Genomic DNA, 12,368 nt, shown 5'->3' on the forward strand with positions numbered 1-12,368 from the left:
GACCGACTGTGGGGAGATGCGCTGTTGTCCATGACGCTCGTCCGACACCGATTTACCGCAGAAACCGACTCAAGTCCCCGGACACCCGCATCTGGGGAGTTTGCGGGTTGTCATCCATCACGGCAAGTATTGGGACCGGCTTCGCGGGGGTCCCTAGACGGGTTTCGGAGCCACCCAGTGCCTCCGAACTCACAAGAATTCTCGAACTTCGGAGTACCACATGTCGTGATAGTCGACTTCGTCGAGGGCGTCGGCCACGTCCACGGCGATGACGTGCCAGCAGCGTTCTCCCTCGTCCGGGTCGAGGTTGTAGATGGAGTCTTTGCACGTACAGCCTCGGCCTTCGACCACGTACTCGTCGTCGTAGCCCACGACCACGTCGAAGTCGCGGTATCGCTTCACCCGTCGCTCGGAGACGGCCTCGATGGCCTTGACGCCCCTGTCACCGTGGGCATCGACGATGTCCTGCACGATTGGCGGCGAGAGTTGCCCTGCCTCGGCGAGGGCTTCCCGCCAGTCGTCAATCGCGTCCACAGCGTCGAGTTCGCGGGTGCCCGACAAAACGCATTCGGTGCGGGTGTGAGGCGTCGCCGCGTATCGACGTCCCTACCGCGCATCGCAATCGCAACCGCCGCGCATCGCAATCGGTTTCCCCACACGCGGGTGAACACGGGTATGCACGTGAGCGAGGGAGGCGTCGAAATCGAGGTGCCCGACGCCCGCGACGGGGCGTCCGAGGGGACCGGTGACGACGTCTTCTACAACCCCACACAGGAGTTGAACCGCGACGTGACGGTGGCCGTTCTGCGTGCCTTCGCCGAGCGCGAACCCCGCGCCGAATCGTATCTCGACGCGATGGCCGCCTCCGGGATTCGGGGCGTCCGCGCCGCCGCCGAAGGCTACGACGTGACCTGTGCCGACCTCGACGCCGACGCCGTCGAACTCGCCCAGTCGAACCTCGACGCCGCCGGCAACGGCGGAAGGGCGGTCCACCGCAACGCGAACGCACTCCTCTACGACTCGGTGTTCGACGTGGTGGACCTCGACCCCTTCGGGACGCCCATGCCCTTCGCAGACCCGGCGTTCGCCAACACGCGTGACCTCGTCTGCGTCACCGCAACCGACACTGCACCCCTCTGCGGTGCCCACCAGAAGAGCGGTATCCGCAAGTACGGATGTGTCCCGCAGAACACCGACTACCACCCCGAGATGGGCCTGCGCGTCCTCGTCGGTGCGATGGTTCGCACTGCCGCCAAGTACGACAAGGCGGCCGTGCCGATTCTCTCGCACGCGACGCGCCACTACGCGCGGACGTATCTCGAACTCGACGAACGGGCGACGAAAGCCGACGAACTCCTCGACTCGACCGGATTCGTCTACCACTGCGAGGACTGTCTCCACCGCGAGGCCGAATACTCGCTCGTCGCTCACCCGCCCGAGGCGTGTTCGAACTGCGGGTCGACACGCATCCTCGAAGCGGGGCCAATCTGGCTCGGCCCCATCTCAGAGACCGAGTTCGTCGAGTCCGTCCGCGACGAAGTGACAGATGACTTCGGGAGCGCGAAACGCGCCCGTGGCATGCTCGACACTCTCGCCGTCGAACTCGACACGCCGACCCACTTCGACCAGCACCGACTGTGCAAACTGTGGGGGCGGTCAGCGTCGAAGATGGAGGTGTTCCTCGACGCCCTTCGCGACGCTGGATACGACGCGACGCCCGCACACTACCACGGCACCGCCTTCAAGACGGATGCGACGGTGGCCGAAATCCGCGCGGCGACTGCGGAACTCGACCCAGAGGCGTGAGACGCGACATCCACTTGGGCGACTGATTTCGAGGTAGTTTCTTCTCCTTCCGTGTCGTGTCGTTGATACGTGAGCGCACAGCTTCGAAATCTCGTCTCCGTCACGCGAACCGTCGTCGAGACGATTCAGGAAAAAGAGATAACCTTTCTCGCGGCGAGCATCTCGTACTACACGCTCGTCTCTCTCATTCCCCTACTCGTCCTCGGTGTCATCGTCGCGACGGCCGTCGGCGGCGAGGAACTGGAGATGCAGCTACAGTCACTCGTCGAACAGTACCTCGTCCCGGCGGGACAGGACCTCGTCAACGAAGCTCTCTCCGACGAAACCGGACAGGGGAGTGTCGGACTCCTGAGTCTCGGCCTCACTCTGTGGGGCGCGCTGAAACTCTTCCGCGGCCTCGACATCGCCTTCTCTCGCATCTACGGGTCCGAGACCGGTGGCATCGTCGAACAACTTCGTGACGCGGTCATCTCACTGGCCAGCATCGGTGTGGGCACCCTCGGCGTCGCCATCGTGACGGCGGTTCTCGGCATCCTCGACATTCCATTCATCAACTTCCTCTCTCCAGTCCTCCTGCTCCTCACGCTGTGTGTGGCGTTCTTTCCTCTCTACTACGTCTTTCCGGATGTCCGACTCACCCCGCGACAGGTCGTCCCGGGGACGATATTTGCGGCCATCGCGTGGACGCTTCTCGGCATCGGGTTCGGTATCTACGCACAAATCGCCGGCGCGTCGGTGGCGGGCGCACTGGGGTCCATCCTGCTCCTCGTCACGTGGTTCTACTTCTCGGGCATCACGCTCCTCTCGGGTGCGGTCATCAACGCCGTCCTCGCCGGCGTCGGTGGCGACGACCCGACGGAACCGGGTGACCGGCCGGGGGGATTCGGCGAAGTGGACCGGCAGGTACAACATACGGGAGGCCGACATGATGCTCGTACGGATATGAGCGACGACCGAGGTGACACAGATGGCTCGCAGGCGGGCGACGACGCCAGCGACGACGCACGCGCAGACTCGTCCGTCTCCCCGCGCGGTGCTCCGGATATCGAGGAGTTGGAATCGCAGGTCGAGGAACTCCGTGCGGACCTCGACGCCTTCGAGGCCGACGTAACCGACCGAACGGTCGAGAAACCGAAACTCGAAGAAGAGTTGAAGCGATACGTCCGTCGCCGGGTACGCCGCGGGAAAGCCCGTGGCTGGGGGCCGTATCTCGTGCTCCTCTACGGCGTCGTCCTCACGCTCGGTGCGTTCTACTACCTCCAGTCGGACCTCATCGCAGTCGTGGCGATGCTCATCATCTTCCTCTCGACGCTCGGGTTGTACGTGCTGTTCGTCATCTTCGGCATCGGACTGAACGTGCTCGGTGTCCCGAGTCGCGCCGTGGATGCAGTTCGCGAACGCCGAAGCTGAGCTCCCTCCCATGTCTCCACTCCAGACACGCGGTGTCGGTGAGACCATCCTCACGGAACTCCCGGACGTCGTCGTCTTCCTCTTCGGCATCGTCACCCAACTCGGCGACCAGTGGTTCTTCTTCGTCGCGTTCACGTCGCTGTACTGGCTGTGCTGGCCGCATATCTCCGAGCGCCCGCGTCGAACGGCGGCGTCGTTCGTCGGCCTCGCACTGGGGTCGCTCGCACTCGTCACGGCGTTGAAAGTCGGCTTTGGGCTTCCCCGCCCGCCGACGGCGGCCATCGCGGCGGCACCCGCGTGGCCCGACCCGCTGGCCGACCTGTTCGTCTCGTTCACGACCGACGACGGATTCGGCTTCCCGAGTGGGCACGCATTCGGGACGACTGTCGTCTACGGTGCGGCGGCAGTCGTCCTCGACGTGTGGGACCGTCGCCGCCGCATGCTCGCGGCCGCTGTAATCGTCGCGACAGTCTCACTCTCGCGAGTCGTCATCGGCGTCCACTACGGCGTGGACGTGGTTGTCGGCGTCCTCCTCGGCCTCGTGTTCCTGAAGGTGGTGTTCGAAGTCGCCGCGAGCGACGATGCCCCCGGCCACCTCGACCCGACTCGACTGTTCGGCGTCGCTGCTATCGTCGCCGCACTGGCGCTCGTCGTCGTGTTCGTCACGGGCGCGCCACACCACGCCGAAAACGCTGCCGCCGCCCTCGGCGGGTCGCTCGGTGGCTACCTCGGGTGGGCTCGAATCACCGACCACGAGTCGCTTCCGACGCTGAATCCTCCCGTCGCACTCGTCTCGTTCCTCGGTGCCGGTGGTCTTTGGGTGGGAGTCGACGCTCTGGGCGTCCCCGTTCCGGTGACCGTCGTCGCAACCGGGGCCGTCGTCGCGTTCATCCTCGTCGCACCACGGGTGCAACTCCGACTCTCCGGCGACGCACCCGCACAGAGCGCCGATTGACTTTACACCGGTGCCGTCCGTTCCCCAACGCGATGGCTGCGATTCACATCGAGGACCTCCAGAAGACGTACGGAGACGTGACTGCACTCTCCGGGTTGTCCCTCGACGTTGCGGAGGGAGAACTGTTCGGACTGCTCGGGCCAAACGGTGCCGGCAAGACGACGACGATGGAGATACTCACCGGGCAAATCGTCCCCGACAGTGGTCACGTCTCGGTCCTCGGTATCGACCCCGTTGCAGAGCCAACGGCGGTCCGTGAACGCGTCGGTATCCTCCCCGAAAAAGAGTCACCGCCGAGTTTCATGACGCCGCGAGAGTACTTCGACTTCGTCGGCGCGGTTCGGAACCTCTCGACCGAACAGGTAGACGCCCAGACCCAGACGTGGGCCGAGCGATTGGACTTCGCGGAGAAACTCGACACACTGACGACCGACCTCTCGCGAGGCCAACAACAGAAGGTGATGATTGCCGGAACCTTCCTCCACGACCCGGCAGTCGTCTGTATCGACGAACCGCTGGCGAACCTCGACCCTATCATGCAAGAGCGAATCAAACGGTTCCTCGTCGACTACCAGGCCGCCGGTAACACGGTGCTGATTTCGACGCACAACGTGGACGTCGCGGCCGAACTCTGTTCTCGCGTCGGCATCGTCTACGGCGGGTCGCTCGTCGCGGACGTGGTACCCTCGGAACTCGCCCCCGACGAGCGGTTGTTGGACGTGTTCATGGACCGAATCGACACCGACGCCGAGCATCTGGACGCGTCCCCATGACCGGCTGGAGTCGAACACGTCGGGTCTTCGTCGAGATGCTCCGCGAGGAGTGGCGACTCCACAGTCACCTGTTCAGTGGTCGCCGGTTTTCCGCGTTTCCGGTCTTGATTACACTGCTCGTCGCTGGCGCGGTAGAACTACTCGTGCGGACGGGGACGGAACTCACCACCGTCTTCGCTGGACTCCACGCCCTCGCCTTCGTCTTCGGGATTCAGACCGGGTCGATTGGATTCGTCGGCCGTGACGCGCTCCGGAACCTGCTCGGTGACCTCACCTTGCTCGTGTTCTCTGCGCGGACGCTCCCCCTCTCGCAGAAACGGTTACTCGCCGTCTTCGTCGTCAAAGACGTCGTCTACTACGCCTGTCTCTTCTTGCTGCCGATTGCGCTCGGCGTCGCACCGGCGGTACTCCGCGCACAGGGCGCTACTGCGGCCGGTTCGGTTGCGACGACAGTTCCACTCCTCTGGGCGACGTTGACGGCCACGTTCGTCCTCGGTATCGGTGTGACTATCGCCGGTGTTGGAATCAGCAACCGAGGCGTCTCCGGGGCCGCTCTCTTGGGTCTCGGTGCCGTCTTGGCCGGTGGCGCGTGGATAGCGAACCTCCCCGTAATCGCGTACACGCCGTACGGGGTGTTCCGCTCGCCGACGCCCGTCCGGGTTGGCGGGGCACTGGGACTCGTTGGGGTGGTCTACCTGCTCGGTGCAGTCGCCTACGACGTGAACGCACGGCGAGACGCGCGAACGGTTCGCTCGACGTTCCGTCACTGGCAGCGTCGGATTCGAGACCCACTGGCGACGAAGACACTCCTCGACGTCCACCGGAGTTCGGGTGGGTTCTGGAAGGTCCTCTTCTCGGCGGCGATTCTCCTCGGTGTGACGGACGCACTGGTGGACCTTGCCGGGCAAATCACTGGCGTGTCGCCGTCTGTCGGCGTCTCGTTCGGTGCGATTCTCGGCCTGTCGGGATTCACGACGTACAATTGGCTCACCCAGTTCGACGACGTCGACTCGTATCTCGCACACCCAGTCGACGTGCCCGAAATCTTCCACGCGAAGTTCCGCGCGTTTCTCCTGCTCGGGCCGCTCGTCGGCGTGGTGTTCTACGCGATTGCCGTCTTCTGGCGCGGCGCACCACTCGTCGAGGCGCTCGTCGGCGGCGTCTTGCTCGTCGGCGTCTCCTGTTACATCTTCGGCGTCACCGTCTATCTCACCGGCCTCTCCCCGAACGAGTTCCTCTTCGATACCGTCCTGTTCGCGATATTCGGTGTCGCGATGGGCCTCCCGCTCGTCCCGATTCTGGTCGTCGGGTTCGCCCTCGCCCCCGTCTCGCTGCCGGTGTCTGGAGCGCTCGGCGTCGGCGGCGTCGCACTGGGCGGCGTCGGTGTCGCCCTCTATCGACGGGCGCTTCCCAAGTGGACGGCCCACCATCGGCAGTGAGTTCGCGTCGCTACTGTGTGTAGGGCGTACGTTCATCACTGTCGCCAGTGATGACTATTCAGTATGTTCACACGTACCGAACGTTCCGTCTGCGACACCGTCCGCACGACGGGAGTGGGTGAGGCCGAATGGTAGCCGACCAACCGTACACGCAACTCCGCTATCTCCTCGAGATAGACGGGTTGACCATGGCGGGGTTCAGCCGATGTTCCCTTCCGACGGCGTCCACCTCGGTCATCGAGTACCGCGAAGGAAACGGCCCGCCGACGCCACGAAAACTGCCCGGACTGAACGAGTACGGTCCGCTCGTGCTCGAAACGGGCGTCACCGACCAATCGCTCGAACTCTCGGAGTGGCGGGCAGACGTCGAACACGGCGACATGGAGGCCGCTCGCCGCCCGGCGGCGGTGACGCTGCTCGACGCGATGGCATTTCCTGCCGCGCGCTGGGAGTTTCGGCGGGCGTGGCCGTCGCAGTACGACGCGCCACGGTTAGATGCGACGCGTTCCGACGTGGCTATCGAACGACTCGTCGTCGTCCACGAAGGATTCGGACGCGTCGAAGTCGAATCTGGCGACGACGACGAAGACGACGAAGCGGACTCCGAGCAACCCAAACCGACTATCCCGAGACCCGAGTTCCCGATTGGCGGCGGAGGGGTGCAGGGTATCGAAGAATCGGTGCGAACAGAACAGTTGTCGGCCGACGACGACCCAGAAGAGACGTGACTTCGGACGAGGCCAACCCGTACGGCTCACACCGATTCGAGGTGTCGTGTGATGCGCTCCCGCCGATTGGCTTCACCGAAGTCCGTGGCCTCTCGGTTGCAGTGGACAACGGTGGAGACGCCGATTCGACGACGAACGGGAACCGCGTTCCACGTGGCCGTCCCGGAAAGTCGAACCGTCGCACTGGAGACGCCCGAAAAGACAGTCGCGGGGTTCGGTCACCACCCCTCGAACTCGAGCGGGGGGTGACCGACGAGCAGGCGCTCTGGGAGTGGTTCCAGCAGTGGGCCGACGGCGATATCGAGCCACAGGACGTTCGAATCTGCCTCCTCGATACGACTGGCGCTCCCGTCCGTGGATGGGTCTGTCGGGCGGCGAGACCGGTTCGGTGGACCGGCCCCCACCTCGTCGCCAACAGCGTGTCTGTCGCAACCGAGACGCTCGAAGTGACTCACGAGGGAATCGAGGCGCTCGTCGACCTATCTGAGTGCGCTTCCGACCAGTGACCGTCGCTAGGTGGTCGCGCTGTCCCCACGACGACGCCGTCGCTCGGGCGTGTGGGTGCCAAAAAAGAATCGTGGCTGTGTGCGAGGCGCTTAGAACGTCTCGAGGTAGCGGTCGAGTTCCCACTCGGAGACGGAGACGAGGTAGTCCTTGAACTCGGAGCGCTTGGCTTCGACGAACTTATCGTAGACGTGGTCACCGAGGGCGTCCTGGATGACTTCGTCTTCTTCGAGCGCGTCGACTGCTGCGCCGAGGTCCTTCGGGAGCGTCTCGATGCCGTACTCTTCGCGCTTCTGCTCGTCGAACTCGTAGATGTTCTCGCGAACCGGGTCGGGGCATTCGAGACCACGCTCGATGCCGTCGAGGCCGGCGTGGATGAGTGCCGCGAAGGCGAGGTACGGGTTACAGGACGGGTCGGGGAAGCGGGCCTCGATACGCGAGGCGGCCGGCGTGCGTGCGGCCGGCTTACGGATGAGCGCCGAGCGGTTGCGGTCGGACCACGCGATGTAGACCGGCGCTTCGTATCCGGGGACGAGGCGCTTGTAGGAGTTGACCGTCGGGTCACACACGGCCGTCACGGCGGGTGCGTGTTCGAGGATTCCGGCGGTGAACTGCTTCGCCGTCTCGCTCAGGTCGAACTCGTCGTCGCCGTCGTGGAACGCGTTCTCGCCGTCCTGGAACAGCGAGATGTGCGTGTGCATGCCGGACCCGTTGATGCGGGCGATGGGCTTGGGCATGAACGTCGCGTGCAGGTCGTGTTCGGCCGCGATAGCGCGGACGACAGACCGGAAGGTTGCGACGTTGTCGGCCGTCGAGAGGGCGTCGTCGTACGTGAAGTTGATTTCGTGCTGGCCTTCGGCGACTTCGTGGTGCGAGGCTTCGATGTCGAAGCCCATGCTTTCGAGGCCATAGATGATGTCACGGCGCACGTCCGAGGCGAGGTCCTTCGGGGCGAGGTCGAAGTAGCCACCGGCGTCGTTCGTGACGGTGGTCGCACGGCCGTTCTCGTCTTCTTCGAACAGGAAGAACTCCGGTTCGGGGGCGGCGTTGATGTCGTAGCCCATCTCTTCGGCGCGATCGATGGCGCGCTTGAGGACGCCACGCGGGTCACCCTCGAACGGTTCGCCGGTGGACGTGTTGAACACGTCACAGATGAGGCGGGCGGCCGCGCTGCTTTCTTTCTGTCTCCATGGGAGGATGGCGAACGTAGACGGGTCGGGTTCGAGACGCATGTCCGACTCCTGAATGCGGACGAAGCCATCGATGGACGAGCCGTCGAAGTAGATTCCTTCTGTGAACGCCTTTTCGGCCTGCGAGGCCGGGACAGAGACGTTCTTTACGGTGCCGAGAATGTCGGTGAACTGGAGGCGGAGGAAGTCGACATTCTTCTCTTCGATTTCGTCGACGACTGCCTGCGCTTCCGCGCTCAGGCCACCGTCGGTGCGTACGTTTTCTTCCGTCATATTCCTGGACACACGATTCGAACACCCGAAGTATAAAGACCTTTCCGCTTAATGCAATTCCCCGCTCCTCGCTTAGGAATTGGATATTCGTAAAATTCTAATGCCCCCGGACGGTGTTTCAATGTAATGACGTACGAAAACCTCGATGCGAAACTCATCAACGCACTACTCGGCGATGGCAGAGCGAGTCTTCGGAGTCTCGCCGAAGAACTCGACGTGTCGGTGACGACAGTCTCGAATCACCTGCGTGACCTGGAAGACGAGGGCGTCATCGAGGGCTACACCCCCCGCGTGAACTATGACGCACTCGGCTACGACGTCACCGCCGTCATCCAACTGAAAGTCGAAGGGACTGCGCTCGTCGACGTGACCGAACGACTGCGGGAGGAAAAACAGATGATTTCGGTCTACGAGGTGACCGGCGATTACGACATCATCGCAATCGGCAAATTCCGTGACACAGACGGCATGAACAAGCAGATCAAGAAGCTGTTGACCGACGTGGACATCCGGGAGTCCAACACCTCTGTCGTCCTCAACGCCGTCACCGAAAACGAGCAGTTCGAACTCGATATCGAAGAGTAACTCAGACGATTCGCGTTTTCACGTCACGCATCACTTCGCCGCAGTAGGGGCATCGATACCGTGTGTCGAATCCGTCGACACTCGTCCGTGTCGTCGTCTCGATTTCGTGGACGGCAACGTCGCGGCCACACGTTCGACACTGTACCGCTGGCATCGTCGGAACTCTCGTTCTGGGTGAGTTAAGTCTGCTGGCCCGTGTGAACACCCGACACAATATTCTCCCGAGTCGAAAGGGCACCGTTTCGACTGGAGATTCCCGGACGTTATCCAGTGTATGACGCCCGTCTGACGGATTTAGACGCTCTCTAACGACCGGACTCTCGAAGGGTAGTGTTTCGACTGGAGAGTGGACGACGGAACGGCCTCTCCGTGTAGAACCGTGGAGGTGAAACGGTCCAATTGGAGCGTCTCACGGTTGTCCAAAAACCGCACCGACCCTTCAGAACCCGTCTTCGAACACGAACGTGCCGTTGCGCTGGACGACTTCCCCGTCGAGTTCGATGACCGAGTCTTCGGACATGTCCACAATCATATCCACGTGTTCGGCGCTCTCGTTGACTTCGTTTTCCTCGCCGACTGTCTCGGGATAGGCGGTGCCGACGGCCATGTGGACCGTGTCGCCCATCTTCTCGTCGAAGAGCATGTTGTAGGTGAACTGGTCGATGTTGCGGTTCATCCCGATACCGAGTTCACCGAGGTAGCGTGCACCCTCGTCGGTGTCGAACACGCCGTCGAGGACTTCCTCGTTGCCTTCTGCGGAGTAGTCGACGACTTTGCCGTCTTCGAAGCGGACCCGAACGCCCGAGACTTCGCGGCCCTGCCGGTACAGTGGCAGGTCGAAGTGCACCTCGCCCTCGACGGAGTCTTTGACGGGTGCAGTGAACACTTCGCCGCCGGGGAGGTTGTGTTCGCCTTTGTCGTTGATGGTGGTGTTGCCGGCGACGCTCATCGTCACGTCCGTCTCGTCACCCGATTTGATGCGGACTTCGTCGGCGTCGTCGAGGAGTTCGACCATCTGCTGCTGGTGTTCGGCCTGCTTCTCCCAGTCGAGACTGACGGCGTCGTAGACGAAGTTCTCGTACGCCTCGGTACTCATGCCTGCGAGTTGTGCACTCCCCTTCGCGGGGTACTGCGTGAGACACCAGCGTTTCGAGAGCGCTTCGGCCTGAACTGGCTTGTAGGCGCGTCGCCACGCGGCGTTCGTCGCGGGGTCCACGTCGCTCTGTTCGGACGCGTTCGTCTCGGCGCGGATGTTGATGAGCACGTCAGCTTCTTCGAAGAGTGCGAGGTAGTGCGACGGCGTCTCGAACTCCTCACGCTCGGACGCACGGAGGTACGCGCGCATGTAGCGGGGGTTGGAACTGGTGGTGACGACGTACGCACCACGCTCGCCGATGAGTTCGCAGACGGCGGTCACGAGGTCCTCGGCGACGGCGGGCGCAGAGACGACGACGTTGTCGCCTTCCTCTACGCGTGTCGAGTGGTCCACGATGGTTTGGGCGTGTTCGCGGATACGTGGGTCCATACCGCGTCGTGTGTCTCCCCGGGGCAAACATGTTTCGAAGCACAAATGTTGCCACGGAGGCCGAACTCGGCACAGTCCATCTGGCGGACGCCGGACAGACCACCGGGCTATTTCTCGCTCGGGACGGTCCTTTCGGCCAATGATAGACCTTCGAAGCGACACGGTCACCCTGCCGTCTGACGAGATGCGTGAGGCCGCCCGCGACGCTGCCGTCGGCGACGACGTCTACGGCGACGACCCGACTGTCAACGAACTCGAAGCGCGCGCCGCCGAGATGGTCGGCAAAGAGGCGGCCCTCTACGTCCCCTCGGGAACGATGGGCAACCAGATTGCCGCCCGCGTCCACACCGAACCCGGTCAGGAGGCGCTCGTCGACGCCGAGGCACACGTCTACAAGTGGGAAGTCGGTGGGTTCGCCCAGTTGTCGGGCCTCCAGGTTCGGGCCTTCGACGCCGGCGAACGCGCCGTCCCCACGCCAGCCCAGATTCGCGAGCACGCACGCGAAGCGTCACTTCACGTCGCCGGTACCGGCGTCGTCTGTCTCGAAAATACCCACAACGCCCGTGGCGGCGTCGCCATCCCGAAAGCCGACATCGACGCGGCGGCCGAGGCGGCACACGAACTCGACATCCCAGTCCACCTCGACGGCGCGCGCGTGTTCAACGCCTGTGTCGCACTCGACGAAGACCCGGCGGCGATGGTCGAGAACGTCGATACCGTGATGTTCTGTCTCTCGAAGGGTCTCGGCGCACCAGTCGGGTCGATTCTCGCCGGTCCAGCGGAGTTCATCGAGGAGGCAACCCGCGTCCGCAAGCAGTTCGGTGGCGGGATGCGGCAGGCCGGTCTCATCGCCGCACCGGGTCTCGTCGCTCTCGACAACGTCGACAGACTGACCGACGACCACGAAAACGCCCGTCTGCTCGCCGACGGACTCGACGCCGTCGACGGACTGTCGGTGCCGACGCCCGACACCAACATCGTCGTCGTCGACTCCGAGGATGCAGGACTAACGGCAGAAGAATTCGTGGAACTGTGCGACGACGTGGGCGTCCTCGGCGGGGAGTTCGGCGAATATCACACCCGGTTTACGACGAATCTGAACGTCTCGCGTGCCGACGTGGAGGAAGCAGTCGAACTCGTCGCCGAAGCGGTCCAGTCGCAGTAGACAGACTCGGCAGAC

The 12,368-nt window shown here is 63.5% G+C and carries 13 protein-coding genes; 9 read left to right on the forward strand and 4 right to left on the reverse strand.

Annotation, left to right across the window (positions count from 1 at the left end; genetic code table 11):
• Positions 1-189: 189 nt before the first annotated feature.
• A complete protein-coding gene (locus tag ACK3R5_RS00505; protein WP_411965132.1) occupies positions 190-534 on the reverse strand; it encodes a metal-binding protein in 345 nt (114 codons plus the stop codon).
• 141 nt (positions 535-675) lie between these two features.
• Between ACK3R5_RS00505 and ACK3R5_RS00510 the strand changes: the two genes are divergently transcribed.
• From ACK3R5_RS00510 to ACK3R5_RS00540, 7 genes are all read left to right on the forward strand, one after another.
• Complete coding sequence (locus ACK3R5_RS00510; RefSeq protein ID WP_411967723.1) at positions 676-1,806, forward strand: tRNA (guanine(26)-N(2))-dimethyltransferase; 1,131 nt, start codon at positions 676-678, stop codon at positions 1,804-1,806.
• A gap of 69 nt (positions 1,807-1,875) precedes the next feature.
• Positions 1,876-3,216, forward strand: a complete 1,341-nt coding sequence (locus tag ACK3R5_RS00515) for a YihY/virulence factor BrkB family protein (RefSeq protein WP_411967725.1) — start codon at positions 1,876-1,878, stop codon at positions 3,214-3,216.
• Positions 3,217-3,226: 10 nt separating this feature from the next.
• On the forward strand, positions 3,227-4,171 hold the full coding sequence (locus tag ACK3R5_RS00520) for a phosphatase PAP2 family protein (RefSeq protein ID WP_411967726.1): 945 nt from the start codon (positions 3,227-3,229) through the stop codon (positions 4,169-4,171).
• A gap of 32 nt (positions 4,172-4,203) precedes the next feature.
• The gene (locus ACK3R5_RS00525) at positions 4,204-4,944 is read left to right on the forward strand and encodes an ABC transporter ATP-binding protein (protein WP_411967727.1); all 741 of its coding nucleotides are present in this window, start codon (positions 4,204-4,206) and stop codon (positions 4,942-4,944) included.
• Positions 4,941-6,383, forward strand: coding sequence for a hypothetical protein (locus ACK3R5_RS00530; protein ID WP_411967728.1), 1,443 nt, complete (start codon positions 4,941-4,943; stop codon positions 6,381-6,383). The genes ACK3R5_RS00525 and ACK3R5_RS00530 overlap by 4 nt, the downstream gene beginning before the upstream one ends.
• A gap of 128 nt (positions 6,384-6,511) precedes the next feature.
• The gene (locus tag ACK3R5_RS00535) at positions 6,512-7,111 is read left to right on the forward strand and encodes a phage tail protein (RefSeq protein WP_411967729.1); all 600 of its coding nucleotides are present in this window, start codon (positions 6,512-6,514) and stop codon (positions 7,109-7,111) included.
• Positions 7,108-7,617, forward strand: a complete 510-nt coding sequence (locus tag ACK3R5_RS00540; protein WP_411967730.1) for a phage tail protein — start codon at positions 7,108-7,110, stop codon at positions 7,615-7,617. Before ACK3R5_RS00535 ends, ACK3R5_RS00540 begins: the two co-directional genes overlap by 4 nt.
• Positions 7,618-7,707: 90 nt before the next feature.
• On the opposite strand, the gene glnA is transcribed toward ACK3R5_RS00540, so the two are convergent.
• The gene (gene glnA / locus ACK3R5_RS00545) at positions 7,708-9,078 is read right to left on the reverse strand and encodes a type I glutamate--ammonia ligase (RefSeq protein ID WP_411967731.1); all 1,371 of its coding nucleotides are present in this window, start codon (positions 9,076-9,078) and stop codon (positions 7,708-7,710) included.
• A 126-nt stretch (positions 9,079-9,204) separates the two neighbouring features.
• On the opposite strand from glnA, the gene lrp reads away from it, so the two are divergent.
• Positions 9,205-9,663 carry an HTH-type transcriptional regulator Lrp gene (gene lrp / locus ACK3R5_RS00550; RefSeq protein WP_411965141.1) on the forward strand — a complete coding sequence of 153 codons (459 nt, stop codon included), beginning with the start codon at positions 9,205-9,207 and terminating at the stop codon, positions 9,661-9,663.
• A 1-nt stretch (position 9,664) separates the two neighbouring features.
• Here lrp and ACK3R5_RS00555 read toward each other — a convergent pair whose 3' ends face one another.
• On the reverse strand, positions 9,665-9,817 hold the full coding sequence (locus ACK3R5_RS00555; protein WP_411965142.1) for a hypothetical protein: 153 nt from the start codon (positions 9,815-9,817) through the stop codon (positions 9,665-9,667).
• A gap of 285 nt (positions 9,818-10,102) precedes the next feature.
• Positions 10,103-11,188 (reverse strand): aminopeptidase, encoded by a 1,086-nt coding sequence (locus ACK3R5_RS00560; protein WP_411965143.1) that lies wholly within the window; start codon positions 11,186-11,188, stop codon positions 10,103-10,105.
• 139 nt (positions 11,189-11,327) lie between these two features.
• Between ACK3R5_RS00560 and ACK3R5_RS00565 the strand changes: the two genes are divergently transcribed.
• Positions 11,328-12,353, forward strand: a complete 1,026-nt coding sequence (locus tag ACK3R5_RS00565; RefSeq protein ID WP_411967732.1) for a threonine aldolase family protein — start codon at positions 11,328-11,330, stop codon at positions 12,351-12,353.
• Positions 12,354-12,368 lie beyond the last annotated feature (15 nt).

The organism is Haloferax sp. YSSS75 (assembly GCF_046764215.1).
Taxonomy (GTDB): Archaea; Halobacteriota; Halobacteria; order Halobacteriales; family Haloferacaceae; genus Haloferax.

Excerpts from the sequence above, each read along its gene's own strand:
- ACK3R5_RS00510 (WP_411967723.1), top strand. The coding sequence starts at position 676 with ATGCACGTGAGCGAGGGAGGCGTCGAAATCGAGGTGCCCGACGCCCGC.
- ACK3R5_RS00520 (WP_411967726.1), top strand. The coding sequence starts at position 3,227 with ATGTCTCCACTCCAGACACGCGGTGTCGGTGAGACCATCCTCACGGAA.
- ACK3R5_RS00525 (WP_411967727.1), top strand. The coding sequence starts at position 4,204 with ATGGCTGCGATTCACATCGAGGACCTCCAGAAGACGTACGGAGACGTG.
- ACK3R5_RS00530 (WP_411967728.1), top strand. The coding sequence starts at position 4,941 with ATGACCGGCTGGAGTCGAACACGTCGGGTCTTCGTCGAGATGCTCCGC.
- ACK3R5_RS00535 (WP_411967729.1), top strand. The coding sequence starts at position 6,512 with ATGGTAGCCGACCAACCGTACACGCAACTCCGCTATCTCCTCGAGATA.
- glnA (WP_411967731.1), bottom strand. The coding sequence starts at position 9,078 with ATGACGGAAGAAAACGTACGCACCGACGGTGGCCTGAGCGCGGAAGCG.
- lrp (WP_411965141.1), top strand. The coding sequence starts at position 9,205 with ATGACGTACGAAAACCTCGATGCGAAACTCATCAACGCACTACTCGGC.
- ACK3R5_RS00555 (WP_411965142.1), bottom strand. The coding sequence starts at position 9,817 with ATGCCAGCGGTACAGTGTCGAACGTGTGGCCGCGACGTTGCCGTCCAC.
- ACK3R5_RS00560 (WP_411965143.1), bottom strand. The coding sequence starts at position 11,188 with ATGGACCCACGTATCCGCGAACACGCCCAAACCATCGTGGACCACTCG.
- ACK3R5_RS00565 (WP_411967732.1), top strand. The coding sequence starts at position 11,328 with ATGATAGACCTTCGAAGCGACACGGTCACCCTGCCGTCTGACGAGATG.